This window comes from Rhodococcus sp. IEGM 1302 (assembly GCF_030056935.1).
Lineage (GTDB): Bacteria > Actinomycetota > Actinomycetes > Mycobacteriales > Mycobacteriaceae > Rhodococcus_F > Rhodococcus_F qingshengii.
In genome coordinates this window covers 104244-124191 of record NZ_JASHKY010000010.1, presented here as the reverse complement: position 1 = coordinate 124191, position 19948 = coordinate 104244, and the positions used below count along the sequence as shown (strand labels likewise).

At 61.2% G+C, this 19948-nt stretch carries 22 protein-coding genes; 12 read left to right on the top strand and 10 right to left on the bottom strand.

The features are described 5' to 3' along the window. Positions 1-53 precede the first annotated feature (53 nt). The gene (locus tag QM609_RS16630; protein ID WP_080726576.1) at positions 54-515 is read left to right on the top strand and encodes a MarR family winged helix-turn-helix transcriptional regulator; all 462 of its coding nucleotides are present in this window, start codon (positions 54-56) and stop codon (positions 513-515) included. After that, positions 512-2305 carry an AMP-dependent synthetase/ligase gene (locus QM609_RS16625; RefSeq protein ID WP_050655369.1) on the top strand — a complete coding sequence of 598 codons (1794 nt, stop codon included), beginning with the start codon at positions 512-514 and terminating at the stop codon, positions 2303-2305. The genes QM609_RS16630 and QM609_RS16625 overlap by 4 nt, the downstream gene beginning before the upstream one ends. On the opposite strand, the gene QM609_RS16620 is transcribed toward QM609_RS16625, so the two are convergent. Further along, a complete protein-coding gene (locus tag QM609_RS16620) occupies positions 2302-2682 on the bottom strand; it encodes a helix-turn-helix domain-containing protein (protein ID WP_050655368.1) in 381 nt (126 codons plus the stop codon). The two genes, QM609_RS16625 and QM609_RS16620, sit on opposite strands and share 4 nt — an antisense overlap. A gap of 223 nt (positions 2683-2905) precedes the next feature. Between QM609_RS16620 and QM609_RS16615 the strand changes: the two genes are divergently transcribed. The 3 genes from QM609_RS16615 (at position 2906) to QM609_RS16605 (ending at position 5185) form a co-directional block, all read left to right on the top strand. Next, complete coding sequence (locus QM609_RS16615) at positions 2906-3151, top strand: hypothetical protein (RefSeq protein ID WP_223257939.1); 246 nt, start codon at positions 2906-2908, stop codon at positions 3149-3151. Positions 3152-3275: 124 nt separating this feature from the next. Then, the gene (locus QM609_RS16610) at positions 3276-4865 is read left to right on the top strand and encodes an FAD-dependent oxidoreductase (protein WP_003941355.1); all 1590 of its coding nucleotides are present in this window, start codon (positions 3276-3278) and stop codon (positions 4863-4865) included. Beyond that, positions 4862-5185: a 4Fe-4S dicluster domain-containing protein gene (locus tag QM609_RS16605; protein ID WP_007726052.1), complete on the top strand. Its 324-nt coding sequence runs from the start codon at positions 4862-4864 to the stop codon at positions 5183-5185. Before QM609_RS16610 ends, QM609_RS16605 begins: the two co-directional genes overlap by 4 nt. Here the strand turns inward: QM609_RS16605 and QM609_RS16600 are convergent. After that, the gene (locus QM609_RS16600; RefSeq protein WP_003941279.1) at positions 5175-6230 is read right to left on the bottom strand and encodes a 2,3-butanediol dehydrogenase; all 1056 of its coding nucleotides are present in this window, start codon (positions 6228-6230) and stop codon (positions 5175-5177) included. The two genes, QM609_RS16605 and QM609_RS16600, sit on opposite strands and share 11 nt — an antisense overlap. 128 nt (positions 6231-6358) lie before the next feature. Between QM609_RS16600 and QM609_RS29280 the strand changes: the two genes are divergently transcribed. Then, positions 6359-6904, top strand: coding sequence for a DUF3558 domain-containing protein (locus QM609_RS29280; protein WP_082239004.1), 546 nt, complete (start codon positions 6359-6361; stop codon positions 6902-6904). A 33-nt stretch (positions 6905-6937) separates the two neighbouring features. Beyond that, positions 6938-7276: a hypothetical protein gene (locus QM609_RS16595; protein WP_050655366.1), complete on the top strand. Its 339-nt coding sequence runs from the start codon at positions 6938-6940 to the stop codon at positions 7274-7276. A 1-nt stretch (position 7277) separates the two neighbouring features. Here QM609_RS16595 and QM609_RS16590 read toward each other — a convergent pair whose 3' ends face one another. From QM609_RS16590 to QM609_RS16580, 3 genes are all read right to left on the bottom strand, one after another. Next, positions 7278-7631 (bottom strand): UBP-type zinc finger domain-containing protein, encoded by a 354-nt coding sequence (locus QM609_RS16590; RefSeq protein ID WP_003941317.1) that lies wholly within the window; start codon positions 7629-7631, stop codon positions 7278-7280. 69 nt (positions 7632-7700) lie between these two features. Then, positions 7701-9137 carry an ATP-binding protein gene (locus QM609_RS16585; protein WP_003941311.1) on the bottom strand — a complete coding sequence of 479 codons (1437 nt, stop codon included), beginning with the start codon at positions 9135-9137 and terminating at the stop codon, positions 7701-7703. A gap of 9 nt (positions 9138-9146) precedes the next feature. Continuing rightward, positions 9147-10823 (bottom strand): NAD(P)/FAD-dependent oxidoreductase, encoded by a 1677-nt coding sequence (locus QM609_RS16580; protein WP_019749255.1) that lies wholly within the window; start codon positions 10821-10823, stop codon positions 9147-9149. A gap of 213 nt (positions 10824-11036) precedes the next feature. Between QM609_RS16580 and QM609_RS16575 the strand changes: the two genes are divergently transcribed. Together QM609_RS16575 and QM609_RS16570 are read left to right on the top strand one after the other, a co-directional pair. Next, positions 11037-11531: a DUF3558 domain-containing protein gene (locus QM609_RS16575; protein ID WP_076949071.1), complete on the top strand. Its 495-nt coding sequence runs from the start codon at positions 11037-11039 to the stop codon at positions 11529-11531. 212 nt (positions 11532-11743) lie between these two features. After that, positions 11744-11923 (top strand): hypothetical protein, encoded by a 180-nt coding sequence (locus tag QM609_RS16570; protein ID WP_228232736.1) that lies wholly within the window; start codon positions 11744-11746, stop codon positions 11921-11923. A 56-nt stretch (positions 11924-11979) separates the two neighbouring features. Here QM609_RS16570 and QM609_RS16565 read toward each other — a convergent pair whose 3' ends face one another. Both QM609_RS16565 and QM609_RS16560 read right to left on the bottom strand, forming a co-directional pair. Beyond that, positions 11980-12441, bottom strand: a complete 462-nt coding sequence (locus tag QM609_RS16565; protein ID WP_050655365.1) for a 6,7-dimethyl-8-ribityllumazine synthase — start codon at positions 12439-12441, stop codon at positions 11980-11982. A gap of 46 nt (positions 12442-12487) precedes the next feature. Further along, complete coding sequence (locus QM609_RS16560; protein ID WP_003941343.1) at positions 12488-13000, bottom strand: Lrp/AsnC family transcriptional regulator; 513 nt, start codon at positions 12998-13000, stop codon at positions 12488-12490. 219 nt (positions 13001-13219) lie between these two features. Between QM609_RS16560 and QM609_RS16555 the strand changes: the two genes are divergently transcribed. From QM609_RS16555 to QM609_RS16545, 3 genes are all read left to right on the top strand, one after another. Beyond that, positions 13220-14335: a Glu/Leu/Phe/Val family dehydrogenase gene (locus tag QM609_RS16555; RefSeq protein WP_030536821.1), complete on the top strand. Its 1116-nt coding sequence runs from the start codon at positions 13220-13222 to the stop codon at positions 14333-14335. A 129-nt stretch (positions 14336-14464) separates the two neighbouring features. Beyond that, positions 14465-15583, top strand: coding sequence for a methyltransferase (locus tag QM609_RS16550; RefSeq protein WP_003941398.1), 1119 nt, complete (start codon positions 14465-14467; stop codon positions 15581-15583). A 113-nt stretch (positions 15584-15696) separates the two neighbouring features. After that, positions 15697-17064 carry an acetamidase/formamidase family protein gene (locus QM609_RS16545; protein ID WP_050655364.1) on the top strand — a complete coding sequence of 456 codons (1368 nt, stop codon included), beginning with the start codon at positions 15697-15699 and terminating at the stop codon, positions 17062-17064. 21 nt (positions 17065-17085) lie between these two features. On the opposite strand, the gene QM609_RS16540 is transcribed toward QM609_RS16545, so the two are convergent. From QM609_RS16540 to QM609_RS16530, 3 genes are all read right to left on the bottom strand, one after another. Further along, a complete protein-coding gene (locus tag QM609_RS16540; protein ID WP_050655363.1) occupies positions 17086-18432 on the bottom strand; it encodes a T3SS (YopN, CesT) and YbjN peptide-binding chaperone 1 in 1347 nt (448 codons plus the stop codon). 212 nt (positions 18433-18644) lie between these two features. Further along, positions 18645-19127, bottom strand: a complete 483-nt coding sequence (locus QM609_RS16535; protein ID WP_003941346.1) for a hypothetical protein — start codon at positions 19125-19127, stop codon at positions 18645-18647. A 165-nt stretch (positions 19128-19292) separates the two neighbouring features. Then, positions 19293-19850 carry a LysM peptidoglycan-binding domain-containing protein gene (locus QM609_RS16530; protein ID WP_003941373.1) on the bottom strand — a complete coding sequence of 186 codons (558 nt, stop codon included), beginning with the start codon at positions 19848-19850 and terminating at the stop codon, positions 19293-19295. Positions 19851-19948: the final 98 nt, after the last annotated feature.

Genomic DNA, 19948 nt, shown 5'->3' with positions numbered 1-19948 from the left:
GGTGGCGGCGGTCATATTGCGTCGGACACTGGGGGCAGCGTTATAGTTGCCCAGTGCAACACGACGGAGCAATGGCGCTCACCGGTCCACCAGCCGTTCATGACGAGCTGGTGCACCTGACGCGGCAGTTGATGACGGGGGATCGGCATTCCGATGACCACCCGTCGATCGCCCAGCATTCGTTCCTCTCCTTCATCGGCCGCAATGACGGATGCAAGGCCACGGAGATCTCCGAAGTCTTCGGCGTCAACCGCTCGACCATCTCGCGCCAAGTGCGCGGGTGCATCGAGGCAGGCTGGGTATATGCCGATCCGGGATCCGTTCGTCAGGGCAATCCGCTGCACCTCACGGAGGCTGGCCGCAAATACCTCGACGCCGCCGACGCGCGTCGGCTCGACCAAGTCGCCGGCAGGCTGCACGATTGGACCGAGTCCGAGGTCGCAGACTTCGCCCGCGCACTCCACCGCTTCAGAACCAGCATCGAATCGCAGACCAACGGAGATGACACCCTGTGAGTGAGTACAGCGCCAAAGCCCAGTTCACCATCTCCGACAACGAGTCCGTGGTGCACACCGTCTTCACTCACGCCGAGCGCACGCCCGAACTGACGGTGTTCTCCCGCCCCAAGGGCGAGGTTTGGGTAGACGTCACAGCCAAAGAGTTCGCCGAGCAGGTCACCGGCGTCGCAAACGGTCTCATCGCCGCTGGCGTGCAGGCAGGCGACCGCGTCGCACTCCTCTCGGCGACCCGATACGAGTGGACGCTCTTCGACTTCGCCATCTGGGCGGCCGGCGCCGCTACCGTCCCGATCTACGACTCGTCGTCTCAGGGGCAGGTCAGCTGGATCCTCGGAGACTCCGAGGCCGTCATCGCAATCGTCGAAACCGGCGCGCACGAGCAGCTGTTCCAGGACGCGCCAAGCACTCTCAAAGCCGTCATGCAGATCGACGACGGAGCAGTCGAGAAGCTAACCGCACAGGGTGCCGACGTCGACGACACCGAGCTGAAGAAGCGACTCGCGGGCATCAAGGCCGACGATCTGGCGTCACTCGTCTACACCTCCGGCACGACAGGCCGTCCCAAGGGATGCATCCTCACGCACCGCAACTTCCTGTCCGAGGTGCGCGGGATTCTCACGGCATCGATCGGCAAGGTGGCGGTTCCGGGAAACCGAGTCCTGACCTTCCTGCCGCTCGCTCACGTACTGGCCCGCGCGGTGTCCCTCGCGACGTTCGAAGCTGGTGCGTCGCAGGCCCACTGGTCCGACTTTGCCACCATCACAACCCAATTCGAGCGATACAAGCCCAACACCATCCTCGGTGTTCCGCGGGTATTCGAAAAAGTCCGTGACGGCGCAGCACGCAAGGCGGAGTCCGGTGGAAAGATTCCGGGCGCGATCTTCGCTTTCGCAGAAACCACTGCAAAGGAATACAGCCAAGCTCTCGACAAAGGCGGTCCCTCGCTGATCTTGAAGGCGAAGCACGCAGTGGCAGACAAGCTCGTGTACTCGAAGCTTCGTGAAGCTCTCGGCGGCGAATGCTGGTTCGCGATCTCCGGCGGCGGCGCCCTGACTCCTGAGCTGGGGCACTTCTTCCGTGGGCTCGGAGTTCCGATCTACGAGGGTTACGGTCTCACTGAAACCACTGCGGCGCACTGCGTCAACGTCCCGGGTGCTCAGAAGATCGGAACCGTCGGACAGCCGATGGGCGGCAACGGGGTTCGCATCGCCGAGGACGGCGAGATCGAACTCAACGGCGGGGTTGTCTTCAAGGGCTACTGGAAGAACGACAAGGCCACCGAAGAGTCGTTTGTCAACGGCTGGATGCGCACCGGGGATCTCGGTGAACTCGACAGCGACGGTTACCTTTCCATCACGGGACGCAAGAAGGATCTACTGGTGACGGCGGGCGGCAAGAACGTCTCGCCCGGCCCGATGGAAGACCGTATCCGTTCACATTCCATCGTCTCGCAGGCAGTCGTCGTCGGTGACGGGAAGACCTACATCACGGCGCTGCTGACCGTCGACCCCGAGGTGTTCGAGAAGTGGAAGGCCGAGAACGGCAAGCCTTCTGGTGCCACCGTCGCCGAACTACGTGACGACAAGGACCTTCGAGCGGAGCTGCAGAAGGCCGTCGACGACGCCAATGCCGCTGTCTCACATGCGGAGTCGATCAAGAAGTTCGTCATTCTCGATCGCGATCTGACCGAGGAAGACGGTGAGATGACAGCGACGCTCAAGATCAAGCGCAATGTCGTCGTCGATCGGTTCTCGAAAGAGATCCAAGGAATGTACGCGAAGAGCTAGGCGCGTTTGGGGAACTGCTCGCGGTAGGCCATCACGTCATCGAGGCGGAACCTGCGGTGGGTGCCGCGTAGTTCGATCGGAAGTTTCCCGGCGTCGGCGAGTTTGCGTACATACGTGTCCGAAACGCCGAGGATCTCTGCTGCCTGCGAGGTGGTGAGGAGTTCTGCGACGGGCCCGAGGGCGACGCTGTCTCCGGCAGCGAGGTAGGTCAGGAGCTGCACGACGGCGTCGCCGACCGACGGCGGAATCTCGATGCTCACGCCGTCGAACGCCAGCGTGGTCGTGTCCGTCGAGGTTGCGGCTCTCTCGGCCAGGGCCGTTTTGATTCGCTCGGCAGCGTCGCCGTCGACTGCGGAAACGATGTGGTCGATGCTCACGCGGTATATCTCCGATCGAAGGCAGTGTTTCGCAAGCATAGACAGCGACAGTGTCCGTCGGCACGCTGGCTAGCGCCGTGTGCGTTGCATTACATGAGTGCCGTGAGTGGGAAACTATTTACCCACGTAGATCGGAATTCGAAGGTTTTGGCGCCCAAAGATATTCGACTCGACGCATATGTAACTCACCAAATTTGGTGTACCCGCAAGTAACATCCTGAGCGTGGCTAGACGATCGGTAACGGTGAGATTCGACGTAGAGGAACTGAGGGCCCTAGAGACCCTCCAAGAGCTCACGGGCGCGGACATTTCCAGCGTCATACGTGAAGCTGTGATCGAACATGCTCGTCGATGTGTTGTGCAGGGAAAGCCCCGCGACATCACCGAGCGACGTAAATCGCTGACCTTGCAGGAAGCCTTCGCCAAGTACTCCGCGTTGTGCACCGACGAGGAGCGGGAAGCGTCGTAGCGCTCTGTCGATGCGGCGGTGACTGGTTGAGTTCACAGTGATTCTGACTGTGGCGCTGGGTAGTTCGTTCGAGGAATATTGCGGCAACAGAAGTGTTGCGTAGACCTCTGACAGGAGCTGGCCAGTGACGGACGTCCTCGAACTCTCCACCGATGTATTGGTGATCGGTGGTGGCCCCGCCGGCGCATGGGCAGCGTTGCGCGCGGCCAAGGCCGGTGCAGACGTCGTCCTGGTCGACAAGGGCTACTGCGGAACGAGCGGCGCAACGGCCCCCTCCGGAACAGGTGTTTGGTACGTCGAACCGGATACGACTGCCCGTGAGCGGGCGAAGGCCGGTCGTGAGGCGCTCGGCGGATATCTTGCCGACCACCATTGGATGGACCGCGTCCTCGAGCAGACCTACTCCAACATGGATCTCCTCGCGGTGGAGGGCAGATATCCGTTCCCCGTCGACCCCAGCACGGGCAAGCAGATCCGTACCGGCTTGCAGGGACCTGAGTACATGCGACGGATGCGCACCTGGATTCGTCGAGCCGGGGTGCGGATCCTCGACCATTCGCCGGCACTGGAGTTGTTGGTGGACGGTGAGGGCCGAGTTCGCGGAGTCGCCGGATACCAGCGTCACGAACATCAGGACTACCGCGTCTCAGCAGGCGCGGTAGTGGTCGCCAGCGGAGGTTGTGCGTTTCTGTCCGGTGCGCTGGGTACCAACGTCGATACCGGTGACGGTGCATTGATGGCAGCGGAAGTCGGAGCGGAGTTCTCCGGAATGGAGTTCTCGAACGCGTACGGGATCGCGGCGGCCGGATCGACGATCACCAAGACGGCTTACTACGCGTACGCGACGTTCTTTCACGCAGACGGAAGCGTGCTCGAAGGTGCCGGTTCGGCGAAGGGGAGGTCCGTCATCGCCAGCACGTTGCGGAACGAGCCGGTCTTCGCGCAGATCGATCGGGCCGACGCCGAGGTGCAGCGTCGAATGAGGCTGGGGCAACCCAACTTCTTCCTGCAATTCGATCGCCGCGGAATCGATCCCTTCACCGACAAATTCGAGGTCGGCATGCTCGCTGAAGGCACGGTGCGCGGCACTGGGGGAATCAACGTCGTCGACGACGATTGCGCGTCATCCGTTCCAGGACTGTTTGCCGCCGGGGACGCTGCGACCCGAGAGCGAATCTGCGGAGGGTTTACCGGCGGGGGAAGTCACAACGCCGCGTGGGCGATGTCTTCTGGTTCGTGGGCGGGAACCGGTGCTGCGCGCTATGCGCTGTCGGTCGGACGCGGGGCTACCAGTGGTCTACGCGGAGCCGGAACCGTCGGATTGCGTAAGCCGGCACGAACCGGGTTTGCTGCCGACTATGTGGTGAAAGCTGCTCAGGCGCAGCTGATTCCCTTCGACAAGAACTACCTCCGCAGCGGTGATCGAGTATCCGCAGCGCTCGGTGAGCTCGAATCGCTGTGGGGTGCAGTGAGTGCGGATCTGGGCGCGGATTCTGCAGGGCGGATGGCAGCGCGGCAGGCTGCCGCGATCACGGCCGTCGGTCGCTGGATGTATCACTCGACGTTGGCGCGGACCGAGACTCGGGGAATGAGCAAGCGGGACGATTATCCTGAACTCGATGTGACGCAGCACCATCACGTTCTTACCGGCGGTTTGGATGCGGTGTGGACCCGAACTTCTGAATCCGCCGGGTCTGCACTGGTGGCGTCATGATCGAGCTGGTTTCTGCGCCTGACTGCATCGGCTGCGACAAGTGCGTAGACGTCTGTCCCACAGATGTTTTCGACCGGACGCCGTCGGGTGTCCCGGTGATTGCGCGCCAATCGGATTGCCAGACCTGCTTCATGTGCGAGGCATATTGCCCGACGGATGCGTTGTATGTGCATCCGCAATCCACACCATTGGAAACGGCCGATGTGATCGAGGACGATCACATCGGCCGCTACCGAGAGAAGATCGGATGGGGCAAGGGGCGGGCACCTGGGTCGCTGACCGCGGTGGGTCCCGAGGTGCCCCGTCCGGTCACGACCTGACGAGAATCTTGACCGCAGTGTCGTTGTGCTCGATCAGAGTGGTGAATCCTTCGGAGATCAACTCTTCGAGCTGAATACGACCGGTGATGAATGGCGCCAGATCGACGACACCGTCCTGGACCATCTTGATGACCGCTTCATGGTCACGGACGTACGCGATGGTTCCGCGTAGATCGATCTCCTTGAGGACCAGCTTCTGCATGTCGATGGTCGCGGGCTTGCCCCAAATCGACACGTTGACAACAACTCCAGCAGGCCTGACCGTGTCGAGCATGGTGTCGAGTACTGCGTTGACGCCTGCGCACTCGAAACCGATGTCTGCGCCGATGCCTCCGCTGAGTTCGAGGACGCGCGCTTTGACGTCTTCGGTGGTGGGATCGATGACGTAGTCGGCGACTCCACTGGAGAGGGCCTTGGCTTTGCGGGCTTCGCTGAGTTCGGTGACGATCGTCGTGACACCCAGACCCTTGAGGACTGCCGCAACGAGTAGTCCGATCGGTCCGGCTCCGCCTACGATGGCGACGTTGCCGCTTTCGGCACCACTGCGTACGACTGCGTGGTGGGCGACGCTCAACGGTTCGATGAGAGCTGCCTCGTCGAGCGGGATGTTGCCGATCTTGTGGATCCAGCGACGGTCGACGACGACCTTCTCGCTGAGTCCGCCACCACCGCCGGCCAAGCCGATGAACCCCATCTTCGTACACAGGTGGTAGTTGCCCGCCTTGCACGGGGCGCACTCGTTGCAGACGAAGTACGGCTCGACGACAACATTTTCGCCGACCTCGACGTCCGTGACACCTTCGCCGACCTCTTCGACGGTGCCGGAGAACTCGTGGCCCATCGTGACCGGCGCATTCTCGTGTGAGAGTGGATGCGGGTGTCCGGGTGCGGAGATGAAGATCGGTCCCTCGAGGTACTCGTGGAGATCGGTGCCGCAGATTCCGCACCATGCGACCTTCAGCTTGACTGTTCCTGGCCGCAATTCGGGCTCAGGGATCTCTTCGATCCGGATGTCTTTCTGCCCGTGGAACCGTGCTGCCTTCATTGATCCGCACCTCACTTCGTTGTGAATCCCCTGGTAGATCGACGTTAGGCCGATTGTTGGCGTGGGTGAAGGGTTGCAACGGAATGCAATGGGGTGGAACCGATCGGTGCTGGTGAGCGTCCAATACTGTGAGCGGGCCGCGAACGAGGGGGAGTGCTGTGGGAGTGAGGGGTGCAGTGGTCTTGGTCGCGGCCGCGCTGGTGGTTGGGGGTTGTTCCTCGACGGTCGAGGGGCATGCGGTTCGCCCAGATGGAGCTGATGGACTCTTCGACCCATGCTCGGCAATTCCGGACGAAGTGATCTCAGGTCTCGGCGCAGACGTCGCGAGTGAAGAGACCGGAATCCTCGGCGTCCGTCAGGGGGAATTTGAGATATGCACCTGGATGTCTGATTGGTATCAGCTCGGAGTGTGGTCGACATTCCACACGCTCGACGATGTTCGTCGAAATCCCAACGACACAGATATTCGGGATGCGCCAGCTGTCGGGGTGGGAGCAATAACATTTCGCGAGCGCAGAGATGTGGACGGGAATCTGTGCATGGTCGCGATCCCCGTTCAGCAGGGTGCGATATTCGTTCGGATTGATGCTCTCTTTGGTGAGACTCACAAGGAAGAACTATGCGAATTGGCGACTCGTCAAGCAGTTGTGCTTCGTCCGCACTTACCGAACTGAAACTGGCATTGAATCGACGACCGAGGAGGTTCGATGAGCGAAATTAGCGATGTGTTTTTCCTTGACGCTGGAATCGCTGCCCGTCTGCATGATGCGTGTGACGTGCTGCATGCGGAACTGCAAGCGATGATCGTCAAAGCGATCGAGTTGGGGACGATCGACGCCTTCGGCACGCTCGCGTCTGGACAAGCGCTCCAGACCAAATTCGAGCAGAAGGCTGTGGGTGGGCCGGACGCCCTACTCGACGTGCTTAAAAGCCACGTCGAAGCTGTCAAGTCGATGCAAGCTCAGTTTCAAGCCTGCATCGACAACGCATTGGATCAGGAGTCGTCGAACGCCTCGACTTTGAGGTCGATCGACCAACCGAACTGAGTCAGTGGATGTGTTGCTGCCAATCGGCTGGGACACGACCCTTAGGTCCCGGCGTCGGCTGATCTACGGGATGTGAAGTGGGCGCCGCCAATTCAGGTCCGTCGTACGCCTCGTTGGTTTCGAAGCTCCAGAACCAATCCTCACCGGGTTCGTAGCTTTGCATGAACGGATGCTTTGTCGAGGCCGCATGCTTGCTCGCGTGCTGTGACGGTGAGGAGTCGCAACACCCCACGTGACCGCATTGCGCGCATCGACGCAGGTGCACCCACCAACCGCCGCTCGCATCGCATTCGACGCATCCCGCGCCACTGGGCGGCACGCTCGGATCGATCCCCGCTGGAAGTCCGTCGGTCATGGTCCACCCTCTCGCTGACTGAAGTCGGTCTTTTCATCGTGCGCTTTGCCTACCGGCCGTGCAAGGTGGCTAGTCGTCGCGCGTATCCCGCGGTGGGCCCGCGATGGGCAGCAAAACTCTGAACCGGGTGTTACCGGGCTCCGACGTGACCCGTAGCTCACCACGATGCTTGCCGACCACAATTCGCCACGAAATATCAAGGCCGAGACCGGTTCCCTCACCGACAGGCTTAGTCGTGAAGAAGGGTTCGAAGATCCTGTCGATGACGTCATCGGGAATCCCGGCGCCGGTGTCGCAGATCTCGATGCACACGCGGTCGCCATCGCGGCTTGTCCGAACGGTGAGTGTTCCCGATCCGTCCATGGCAGACACCGCATTGTCGATGAGGTTGGTCCACACCTGATTGAGTTCGGCGGCGTAGGCGTCGATCGGTGGCAGCGCGAGGTCGTATTCCTTGACGACTTCGATTCCGCTTCCGATCTTTTGCCCCAACATGATCAACGTGCTGTCGAGCAATTCGTGGACATCGATGGTCTGGAAGGGAGCGCGGTCCATCTGAGAATACTGTTTCGCCGCACCGACGAGCGTCGAGATTCTCGTTGTGGAGTCGGCGATCTCGTTCATCAGTAGTTCGGATTCGATGGTGTAATTCAGCCAGCGAATTGCGCCTTCGAGTACGGACTCGTCAACGGCTGCAGCAACGTTCTCGAGCCAAGCGGTGTCGAGTCCAGCCTGCACGAAGGTCGGAGCCAGGTCCCAACCTTCTCGAATCGAATGATCCTCGAACCATTCACCCAACGAATCCTCCCGATCGGAGGCTTCGAGGGGAGTGAGCGTCGGCGCCTTGGCGACAACCTCTGCAACTTCCTCTTGAAGTCGCATGAGAGTGACGAGGGCATCGCGGTCGTAGGTGCCCGATGCAACCATCCCCAGTTTGTGACGCATGCCTGCAACACGCTCGCGCAAAGAGGCTGTCGCTCGAACCGCTGCGGCTGCAGGGTTATTGAGCTCGTGAGTCAACCCGGCCGACAGTGATCCGAGTGCAAGGAGTCGCTCTCGCTGATCGATGATCTGCTGAGTGTTCTTCTTGCCGAAGAAAACACCTTCGAGTAGATGAACCGCCATTGGAAACCACTCGCGCATCGCGTTGCCGAACTTGTCGGCGTCCAGGACAAAAAAGGTCGAAGGAGTCGTCACTCGCATCGACCCCGCGTAGACCTGCGGTACACGATCGCCGAGATACGCCGTCCAGCCTCCCGAGTAGACGCCGCGCTGGGTGGTCCTGTTGATCTCGATGTCTTCGCCGCCCGACAGCTTGGACAGCACCACCTCGCCCTCGATGAGGACGTAGAAGCAGGTGGCAGGCTCACCTTCGAGGTAGACCTGACCTCGATCGATCTCGGTGATATGGCCTGCCTGGCAGAGTGATTCGAGCTGATCGTCGGTGAGCTTCTCGAACAGGAACAGGGTGCGAAGCAAGTCTGGGCTGCATTCAGGAATGGACATCGAATCTCCCTATTGTTGAGCGAGATAGCGGTGGACGAACATCACGGCCATCGCGCCCTCTCCGACGGCCGACGCGACGCGCTTGGCCGATTCGGCGTGTACGTCCCCGGCGACAAACACTCCGGGGACACTGGTTTCGAGATGATGTGGTGCGCGGTCGAGCGGCCACCCGTCCGGGGTGACGCCTTCGGACGGAAGGTCCGGGCCGGCAAGAACGAAGCCATTCCCATCGCGGACCACCACGTCGCCGAGCCAGTCGGTGAGGGGAGCGGCTCCGATGAAGATGAACAACCACTGAGCATCGACGGTGTCTTCTTCTCCGGTGGCTCTGTTACGCAGTGTGATTCGTTCGAGGTGATCGTCACCCTCAGCGCCGACTACCTCCGTGCACGTGCGCACGGTGATCTTCGGATTCTTTTCGATCTGCTGAATCAGGTAGTAGGACATCGAGGCTTCGAGCGAGTTGCCGCGAATGAGAATGGTGACGGACCTAGCTCCGCGGGAGAGATAGACCGCAGCTTGGCCTGCCGAATTGGCGCCGCCGACTATGTACACATCTTGTTCGCTGCACCGAGCGGCTTCGGTGACAGCTGACCCGTAGTAGACCCCTCGGCCGGTGTATGTATCGAGCCCCGGCGCCGACAGTTGGCGATAGGAAACACCGGTCGCCAAGATGACCGAATGGGCGTCGACCGACGAACCGTCGTCGAAACGCACGGTGCGGGCCGAGCCGTTGATTTCCAAACCGGTGACGTCTCGCGCGGTGATGACCTCGGCGCCGAACTTGGTTGCCTGGCGCCGCGCCCGATCGGCCAACTGTGCGCCGGAAACTCCGTCGGGGAAGCCGAGGTAGTTCTCGATTCGTGAACTCTGGCCGGCCTGACCGCCGGTCGCTCGCCGTTCGATGAGAACCGTCCGAAGTCCCTCCGAAGCGCCGTACAGAGCAGCTCCCAGACCCGCAGGGCCGCCGCCGATGACAACGAGATCGTAAAAGTCTTCGGAGAGGGTGGTACTCAACCCGAGTTTGTCGGCGAGTTCGGCGTCAGTGGGCTCGACGAGGACATCCCCATTGGATGCGATGACGACGGGAAGCCGCAGTTCGTCGGTACCGGCAGCCGAGAGCAGTCGTTGGCCTTCCGGCTCGTCCGACATGTACCAGCGATAGGCAAGTTGGTTGCGTGCCAAGAATTCTCGGACGTCGGAGGATCGCTCGGACCAACGATGGCCGATCACCTTGGTTTCCTCGGCAGGGTGATGACTCGAGCTTGCCCAGGCATCGAGCAGCGCATCGATGACGGGGTACAACTTCTCCTCCGGCGGATCCCAAGGCTTGAGGAGGTAGTGGTCGAGGTCGACGACGTTGATGGCGTCGATCGCAGCATCAGTATCGGCGTAGGCGGTCAGTAGAACGCGCCGAGCTACGGGATACAGGTCCATTGCCTGTTCGAGGAACTCGATTCCACTCAAACCGGGCATGCGGTAATCGGCGACGATCACAGCGACTGCATCGCCGCGAAGTTTCATTTCGCGCAAGGTTTCGAGAGCCTGGTCGCCGGACTCCGCACGAATGATTCGGTACTTCTCGCCGTACCGCTTGCGGAGGTCTCGAACGACGGCACGCGAAACACCAGGATCGTCGTCGACGCTGAGGATCGCTGGTTTGGCCGGGGCTTTCGGTGCGCTCACTCGGTGCCTTCCCGAAGTTGTAGTCAACCTCTCCAGTATGCGACTGCTGAGCTGAGCGTCAATCGCTGAAGATGCGCTCTGAGTGAACCGGCGAACCTGAACTGGGAATTTCAAGATTGCGGGAACGGATCGAGCCTCCGGTGCATCCAATACAGTGGGTCCACATCAACAGGGGGTGTCATGCGGGGGTCGGTGGGGGTTGGGCGACTGCTCATGGCTGGGGTGTTGGTGTGGGCTGCGGCAGGATGCAGCTCAGTCGTGGAGGGGGCGGCTGAGCCTGCATCCGGCCAAGAGAGTTTGTTCGATCCGTGCAAGGACATTCCGGACTCGGTTCTGGAGGAAGTGGGGCTTGATCCGGCTACCGAGGAAGTTGATATCGCCGGCGTCGAGCAGCCGGGTTGGAAAATCTGTTCGTGGACTGAGTCCTGGTATTACTTGTCGATTTTTTCGACCGAAAGTTCCATCGAGACCACCAAACAGAATCCGAACTACGTGGGATTCAAGCCCGTGACGATCGGCCAGCGAGACGGCGTCGAGTTCCATCTTCAGGCGGACGCCGACCTTGTCAGATGTTTCGTCGCCTTGCCTGCTGCGCAGGGGGCGATTTGGCTCAGCGTCGATACCAAACTTGCTCTTAAGCCCGAAGGGTCGACATGCGAGCTCACGCAATATTACGCGAACCTGCTCGATCAACGTCTCCCCAGTTAAACACGTGTTCTATCGGCCGAATTGAGGATCTAATGTCTGAGACCCATACCTGGCGAACTCCAAGTGCCCACAGCATTGACCTCGACCCAAATGTTGCAGCACAGCTTGCCGTCGCGTGTGAGGGGTTTCTTGCCGAGTTGCAAGACATGGCAGGCAACTTGAACAGACTTACTGCCTTGGACTGCTTTGGGACACTTCAGTCGGGAAAAGACATGGCTGGCAAGTTTGCCCAAAAGGCCACCGGTGGTGCCGATTCACTCGAAAAGTCTCTTCTCAGTCATGCGCTTGTAATCACCGAGATGCGGGACTTCTTCCAGCAATGCGTCGACCGCTACGGCGAAGTCGACGACTCGAATGTCTCCGCACTGGCAAGCGTCGAGACCCCTCGATAGACACAAAAAATCTCGCTGAGTCGATGGCATTCGACTCAGCGAGACTTGGGTAACGACTAGCTGGTGGGCAGGGCCTTCAACGACTTGACGGTGGCGTCGACCGCGCGAGCAGCCTCGGCGCCCTTCTTCACGAAATGCGTGCTGAAGTAGTCGACGTGCTCGGCGTGCTCGTGGAAGTGATGCGGCGTCAAGACCACCGAGAAAACCGGAACGTCGGTGTCGAGCTGCACGCGCATCAGACCGTCGATGACAGCCGTCGCCACGAAGTCATGCCGGTAGATACCGCCGTCGACGACCAGACCTGCGGCAACGATCGCCTGGTAGCGGCCGCTCTTGGCCAACCGCCGAGCATGCAGCGGGATCTCGAAAGCTCCCGGTACCTCGAAGAAATCAACCGTGTCCTTGGGGTAGCCGAGCTCGACGATCGCGTCGGTGAATCCGTCGCGTGCACGGTCGACGATGTTGCGATGCCACGTCGCCTGAATGAACGCGATGCGCTGTCCCTGGATCTCACTCATAACCATGAAACTAGCGCACTGGGAAGCATCGACGCGACCACCCGTCCTAGTCCTGCTGACGGGGGAAGGCGGTCGAACGACCCCAGCCGGCGTCATTGGTGAGGTGCTCGAGGAGAGGCTGAATTCGATACGGAAGGGGATTGGTCAGAGCGATGGTCGTGGTCGAATGCGTGACGCCTGGAAGCGACACGATCTGCTCGGCCAACTTCTGCAGGGCCGCGTGCGTCGAGGTGGCGACGCGAACGAGCAAATCCTCGCGACCGGTCGTGGCGTGAATTTCGATCACCTCGGGCAACTCGGTCAGACTCCGAGCGACTGCGCTGATCTTGCCCTGCTCGAGTTCCAGACCGACAAATGCCTGAATCGGGATACCGACCTCGGGGAGATTGAGATTCGGCCGAAACCCGGTGAGAAGTCCGTTGGATTCCATGCGCTTCATTCGCGACTGGACGGTGTTGCGGGCGACGCCCAACGAGTTGGCCAACTCGGCCACACTCATCCTCGAGTCCTTGCTGAGCAGTCCGAGCAACTGGACGTCGAGCTTGTCGATGCTGAGCACTTTGTGAACCTCTCCTCAGTGATATGAGTCACTGGATGATCGAATTGACTAGTTCAAGAGATTTGCATTGACCAAATCGTAACTCAGGCAGAGCATTGGTTCCACGAATTGCTCAGCGGGATTCTCTTTGGGTTATTTGTCTCTAATAGTACCCAATGGCCAATTCGTCCCAATATTTCGACTGCGCCCCGTTTATCCTTCGGAAAGGTCTATCCCACAATGACTCTCACCGCCGAGCCCGTGAACTCCGTTGTTTCCCATGACGACACTGCGGGCGTGTTCGATCGCGCCGACTACCTGCGCGATTACCCCCACGAGCAGGTGAGCTTCTTCCAGGATCCCGCGAGCGGCCTCAAGGCCATCGTCGCCATCCACTCCACGACGCTCGGTCCCGCGCTCGGCGGAACGCGCTTCTACCCGTACTCCGACGAATCCGCCGCAGTCACAGACGTTTTGCGCCTCTCGCGCGGCATGACCTACAAGGCTGCGGTTGCCGGCGTCGACCTCGGCGGCGGCAAGGCTGTCATCATCGGCGACCCCGCAACGGCCAAGACCGACGAATTGCTCGGCGCCTACGCAAAATTCGTCCAGACCCTCGGCGGCCGCTACATCACCGCTGGTGACGTCGGAACCAACTCCAACGATCTCGACATCATCGGTCGTAACACCGACTACGTCGTCGGCCGCAACGCCACGGTCGGCGGTTCCGGCGACAGCGCTCCGATGACGGCCCTCGGCGTATTCCAGTCGATGCGCGCCGCGGCACAGTCGCATTGGGGCACTCCGTCGCTCGCAGGCAAGACTGTTGGTGTCGAAGGCACAGGCAAGGTCGGCTACGAGCTGATCAAGCTCCTCCTCGCAGACGGCGCAACCGTTCTCGCGACCGACGTCAACGCCGCAGCGCTCGACCGTGTCAAGGCTGACTTCCCGCAGGTGAGCATCGTCGACAGCATCATCGACGCCGATCTCGACGTTTACGCACCCTGCGCGATGGGCGCAACCCTCACAGACACGACCGCACGCTCGATCAAGGCCGAGGTTGTCTGCGGCGCTGCCAACAACCAGCTCACCGTCCCCGAGGTCGAGAACATCCTCCGCGACCGCGGCATCACCTGGACCCCTGACTACGTGGCGAACGGCGGCGGCCTCATCCAGGTCGCCGGCGAGCTGAAGGGCAACTCGGCCGAAGAGGTCAAGCTCAAGGTCGAGAAGATCTTCGACACGGTCACCGAGATCTTCGCGAAGTCGAAGAAGGACGGAATCCTCGCCGGCGAGGCTGCTGACGCGGTCGCCGAGGCTCGGATCGCCGAGGCAGCTCGCGTCGCCAAGGGCTGACATCCCTCTCGCAGTCATGTAGCGCGGCCGGTCCCGACTAGTGTGGACACCAGACGAGCAGATTTTGCAGATCTGGACCACATCAGCCGGTAGACCGGCCGCTATGCGTCGGACGCCGGAAGGGCTTACATGACTGAACAATTCGCTGTGTGGACCGAGAACGACGCCGAGCAATCGGCCCGTTGGGGTTCGACGAGCAACGCCCCGGCGCCCAAGCGCATCGTCGTCGCCGACGACACGATGAAGGCCGACGACGCCTATCGCTTGGCATGCGAAGGCACGGCGTTGTTGTGGCGCGGAGATTTTCAGAACGCTCGCCAACTGTCGAAGGCCGTCGCGTCGCGCATCGACCGCAAGCCGCGCCGAGCGTCCGACGACCCAGCCAAAGCCTTCCATCTCCACCGGCAGACCCAAGGACGCCGCGCGCAGATCCTCGGCATGCTGCTCATTCCCTTGGATGCAGATCTGTCGATTCCACTCCGGCGAGCCCCGGACGCGCAAGTCGCGTTGACCGAAGCTTTCGGGATTACCGGTGAGCCTTCGGTTCGCTCGTTGCGTGACATCCTCGGCGCGATCGGCGCTCACGAGTGGCACCGCAAAGGTGTTTTCATCGAGGCTCTCGACGCACGAGTGCATCCCGCCTTCGGAGTGTTCTCACCCGTCCGCGGGGAGTATGTCGATCTTGTCGCGTCTGCGCCACTGCCGTCGACGGAATCGGCTTTCGACATCGGCACCGGCACCGGCGTTCTTGCTGCCGTACTGGCGCAGCGCGGTGTCAAGGCAGTGACGGCCACCGACCAGGACCCCCGGGCACTGCAATGCGCTCGTAGCAACCTCTCGCGGCTTGGCTACGGCGATCAGGTGACCGTGGTGGAAGCAGACCTCTTTCCCGAAGGCACCGCTCCGTTGGTGGTCTGCAATCCTCCCTGGATTCCGGCCAAGGCCACCTCGCCCATCGAATACGCCGTCTACGACCCCGCTGGAGCGATGCTGAAGGGCTTCCTGACTGGTGTCGCAGCGCATCTGGACGACGGGGGAGAAGCGTGGCTGATCCTCTCGGACATTGCCGAACACCTCGGTCTCCGAACGCGATCCGAACTACACGACCTGATTGCGGCCGGTGGACTCACTGTTGTCGATCGCATGGACGTCAAACCGACGCACGCAAAGGTCAGTGACCGAACCGATGCGCTTCACGCCGCCCGGGCACGAGAGACGACCTCGCTCTGGCGGCTTCGCCGTCGCTGAATTCATTCTCAGTCAGCGGTATTTCCTTGCCATGAAATGGTAATGAACGAGTAACAAATCGGGTCTAGCTTTCTTCGCAGTCGCACATCGTCACGCACTCCGGAGGAATCTCGATGGAATACACTCTTGCCCGCAACGCAGCCGAAGACCTGACGAAAGGTCTTGGCCGACGCGGATTCATGAGGGCAGTCGCTGCCCTCGGTGCGGGCGTAGGAGTTGCCGGTGTGGCTTCGGGATGCGCGCACTCGAACGCGTCACCGGCTGGATCGTCCTCCTCTGCACTACCGTTCGCCGATGGCATTCCGATTCTGCAACCGGGCAGCGGAAACGTCAGTGGCGATCACTATCTGAGTTCGGATCCGTCGGACGTCATGTGGGGTTATGTGCCCAGCATCCACACCCGCGAGGTGATGCGGATGAAGTCGGGCCAGACCGTCACGATCGACGCCCTCTCGCACGAGGGAATTCTCGAGGATCAAGGGCGCAATCCTCTCGAATACTTCGGTAGCAAAGGCGTTTCCGAGAAGGACGTGCTCGAGGATGCGATTGCCGTTGCGGCCGAATACAACCGAACCGAACGAAACTTCGACAAGGACGGACCGCACGTCGTCACCGGCCCGGTCTTCGTCGAAGGCGCCCAGCCTGGAGACGTACTCAAGATCGAGACTCTCGAAGCCATTCCCCGCGTGCCGTACGGCGTTGTGTCGAGCAGACACGGCAAGGGCGCTCTCGCCGTCACAGCAGACGGAACCGCTCCAGCGGGAATCACTCTGGACGAAGTCATGCCGCCGGTCGCCACAGACGGGCGCGCAACAAAGGACCCGTTGAAGTACGGCGGTGTTTCCACTTTCACGGCGATCGAAGACGGCAAGGGCGTGATGCCTTTCGGACAGTCGAAGGTGCGGTTTCCCCTGCGGCCCTTCATGGGAATGATGGGAGTTGCCTATTCTGCGGATGCAGACCCGACATCCCCGTCGTCGAACTCCATTCCTCCGACCCTGGGCGGCGGAAACATCGACATCAGGCATCTCGGTGTCGGATCAACCTTCTATTTGCCGGTATTCGCTGAAGGCGCCCTCTTCTACGTCGGTGACCCCCACATGGCCATGGGTGACGGTGAGGCGGCGCTGACGGCGATGGAAGGATCGCTGCGCGGCACGTTCCGACTCAGCGTGTGCAAGAAGGATTCCGGTGACGCTCCATCGGTGGCTTTCGGATACCCGTTCGCCGAGACCGAGGAGGCGTGGATTCCGATCGGCCTGTCCGACCCCAACGGTTCGGTCGATGGGCAGAACAGTGACCTCAACGGTGCCATGCGACGTGCGGTGGTCAACGCACTCGACTTCCTCGAGCATGATCGCGGTATGGATCGAGCGACGGCCTACGCGTATCTTTCTGCCGCAGCCGATTTCACGGTCTCGCAGGTAGTCGATCGAACCGTGGGCGTCCACGGACAGATCTTCAAATCCCACTTCGAATAGCGGGAAAGCCGATCCGTGTTATCAGGACGGATCGTCGAAGAGGCTCTGTTGCAAGGGATCGGCAAACAAGCCCATCTGCTCAGGTTGCGGCTTTGCCGGCGTCTCGGTTCGAGAATTGGGCAGGACCACCAGTCGCAAAGCCCCGCGCAGACGGTCGACCATGAGTTCCCACCCGCCGATCTGATCCTCGTATCCCGCAGCCTCTTCGGCGTCTCCGCGACTGTGGGCGTCCACAGCCTGACTACGCAGCTGAATCTGCCATTCGTTGCTGATGTGGAGGAGCTGAAGAATCAGATCGCGATCACGACCACAGACATCGGCTACCGCGTCGAGATCCTCGGCCACGTCCAGATCGAGGTGCAGCAGGGTCTCGAGTTCGGGAGGCAGGTCCTCGGCCGTCAGATCGGGCTGCAGTGAGGAGGAGTCACCGCTCTTGTTCGCGAAGAAGAGGTCTCCGCCGACGCGTGCGGCGAACTCGTCGTCCACGGTACGCAGGAACGACGTCAGGGCGGCGCACGTATCGGTGAGTTGCTTGGGAACGAATGGCGAACCCGCCACCTCGAGGAACACCGACAGACGGTCGTCGATCAAGACGAACTTGATGCGCGACCACTTGCGGTTGAGATCGGCGATGACCTCGGCTGCACGGGTGCGGTTGCTGATGTCCTGAACGAGCGGCGAGAACAACTGCACGTCCATGGACTCGGAAAGTGGACCGACGAACATGACAGTCGAACCGACACGAATGGGTATGTCGCCGTCGCTGTCTCGCTCGGGAAGAGTGCCGAGCATGGGAAGCAAAGCGAGAGTGACCAACTCCTTGAGATGGTCGATGTCGTTGGGCATGTAGGCCGCGGTGGGGTCGAGGGTCGGAAGTTCTGTCGACTCGACGACCGACGGATCGAAATCCGGAGTCTGCTCGTTGCCGGTGAGATCGCTGGATAGAAAAGCCGGGTGGTGCACACCGAACACATCACGGAATGCAGCGACAGTCATCGCTGCGAGCTGATCGGCCCAGTTCTGCGCCTTGTCGACGCAGAAGGCGGGGGAGTTGTTCGGATCCTCCAGATTCTCGGAAGGCGGATTCCAGCCGAGTGCGATCAACTTTTGTTCGTCGGCATCTTCGAGTCGATAGCGCGGATGAAGGAAGTCGTTGGAAGGAACCTCGCAGCGGACTGTGTTCTCGTCCCACACGAGGAACTGAACGCATGGCGCTGCGCCGTCAGCTGGATCGAAGTCGCCGGTGGACGATTCCACGGCAAGCACGTCGCCGTCGACCATGATGGAAATGTGATCGCCGAGGCGACGTTGAAATTCTGCCCACGCCCGGTCGACACTGACATCGAGATCGAAGCCCATTGCGCTCATCAGCCACCTCCTTCCGCAAAAGCTCAGACCTATACGGTATCGCGAGGCTCCGACAATGCTGCTGTCCTTTTCCGGTCGACCGGATTGCAGCGGACCACGAACCGTGACGGCGAGGAAGGTAGTCGCAGGTAGATCGGTTATTCGAGAGCGGCGACTGAAGTGTGCCTGTAACCGCCGTCACGCCAGGCGGTGTGCGGGCGAAAGAGCGAGGGTTATCCGGCGAGAACGGGCGAGACCTCGACGACGGGCGGCGTGGACCCGGTCGTGACAACGGGGGTGGTGCTGGTCTTGGTGGTTGTGGCCGTCGCGGTCGGTGACGAGGTCGCGGTAGCCGACGCAGTTGTGGTGGATGAGACGGGTGTTGTCGTACTGGTGGCCGTCGTAGTCGAGGTGGCGGAGCTCGTGCTTGTCGCGGTCACCACAAGCGGCTGATTGCGAGGAGCGGTCGTCTCGTCGGCGATTCGCCAGGTCGGCGTCGGCGGGATGACAACCGTGGGGACTGCAACCGAGCTGTAGAACGCGGCCGGTTCGATCCCGGCGACGGACTCCACGGAAACCGACGAGACCAGAGTGGGAGGCTTCACCACAGGGCCGCCGGCACCGAATGCGCCGGCTGCTCCGCCGAAAACGAGGCCTGATGTCAGAGAAAGAGCGGCCACTGCGACAGCGCCGATCATGACTGTTCTGTCTTTCATGCACACCTGTCCTTCGGGAGCAGTACGGAAGTACTGTAGGCGAAAAGATGCCGCAATGGAGTATCAGGGCCTGCTGGGCGGGACGCGAATCTGTGTGGCGTAGAACACAAAAGGCCCTGGGTGTCGACGCGGACGTCGGCACCCAGGGCCAGGTCAAGCAGTGAATCAGGCGGGGATCGTCAGTACCTGACCGGCGTTGATGAGATCCGGGTTCGGGATGCCGTTTGCATCCGCGATGCGCTGGTACTGGTTGCCGTCACCGTAGAAACGCTCTGCGATCGCCCACAGGGTGTCGCCGCTTTCGACGGTGTAGCTCTGCGCTGCCGGAGCGGCGGGGGCAGGCTCGGGCTCGGGTGCCGGAGCGGGCTCCGGGGCAGCCTCGGCGGCCGGCGCTGCGATTGCAGTGTCCGAAGACCACAGAGCATTTCCGCCGGCGGACAGAACGACGTTGCGATCGTCCTGAACCGAGAGGGAGGCACCGTCGTTGCCTGCGGTCTGCGATGCCCACACGGCGTCGGAGTCCTTGTAGATGACGAAGTTTCCGTCAGCCTGCACCTCGGCGCGGTTGGCGCCGGATCCGTTGGTGCCTGCGGCCCAAACAGCCTGTCCGCCCTCGGACAGAACCAGGTTGCCGTCGTCCTGCAAGGTGAGGGTGTATGCGCCGTTGTCGGACTTGAGTTCCTGGCCGACTCCGAGGCTCTGACCTGACTGCAGTGTGCTCACGCTGTCCCTTTCCAAATCTGTTGCGATGACTGTGCCTCCACGATTCCGCTTTACCGTCCAGTTACCTTCTGGCCGTTGGTCTCGTAGGCGACCGAGTG

What these genes read in the sequence shown, in the direction of transcription:
- QM609_RS16605 (WP_007726052.1), top strand. Translation starts at nt 4,862, where the DNA reads ATGATCGAGCTGGTTTCTGCGCCTGACTGCATCGGCTGCGACAAGTGC.
- QM609_RS16600 (WP_003941279.1), bottom strand. Translation starts at nt 6,230, where the DNA reads ATGAAGGCAGCACGGTTCCACGGGCAGAAAGACATCCGGATCGAAGAG.
- QM609_RS16595 (WP_050655366.1), top strand. Translation starts at nt 6,938, where the DNA reads ATGAGCGAAATTAGCGATGTGTTTTTCCTTGACGCTGGAATCGCTGCC.
- QM609_RS16590 (WP_003941317.1), bottom strand. Translation starts at nt 7,631, where the DNA reads ATGACCGACGGACTTCCAGCGGGGATCGATCCGAGCGTGCCGCCCAGT.
- QM609_RS16585 (WP_003941311.1), bottom strand. Translation starts at nt 9,137, where the DNA reads ATGTCCATTCCTGAATGCAGCCCAGACTTGCTTCGCACCCTGTTCCTG.
- QM609_RS16575 (WP_076949071.1), top strand. Translation starts at nt 11,037, where the DNA reads ATGGCTGGGGTGTTGGTGTGGGCTGCGGCAGGATGCAGCTCAGTCGTG.
- QM609_RS16570 (WP_228232736.1), top strand. Translation starts at nt 11,744, where the DNA reads ATGGCTGGCAAGTTTGCCCAAAAGGCCACCGGTGGTGCCGATTCACTC.
- QM609_RS16565 (WP_050655365.1), bottom strand. Translation starts at nt 12,441, where the DNA reads ATGAGTGAGATCCAGGGACAGCGCATCGCGTTCATTCAGGCGACGTGG.
- QM609_RS16555 (WP_030536821.1), top strand. Translation starts at nt 13,220, where the DNA reads ATGACTCTCACCGCCGAGCCCGTGAACTCCGTTGTTTCCCATGACGAC.
- QM609_RS16550 (WP_003941398.1), top strand. Translation starts at nt 14,465, where the DNA reads ATGACTGAACAATTCGCTGTGTGGACCGAGAACGACGCCGAGCAATCG.
- QM609_RS16545 (WP_050655364.1), top strand. Translation starts at nt 15,697, where the DNA reads ATGGAATACACTCTTGCCCGCAACGCAGCCGAAGACCTGACGAAAGGT.
- QM609_RS16540 (WP_050655363.1), bottom strand. Translation starts at nt 18,432, where the DNA reads ATGAGCGCAATGGGCTTCGATCTCGATGTCAGTGTCGACCGGGCGTGG.
- QM609_RS16535 (WP_003941346.1), bottom strand. Translation starts at nt 19,127, where the DNA reads ATGAAAGACAGAACAGTCATGATCGGCGCTGTCGCAGTGGCCGCTCTT.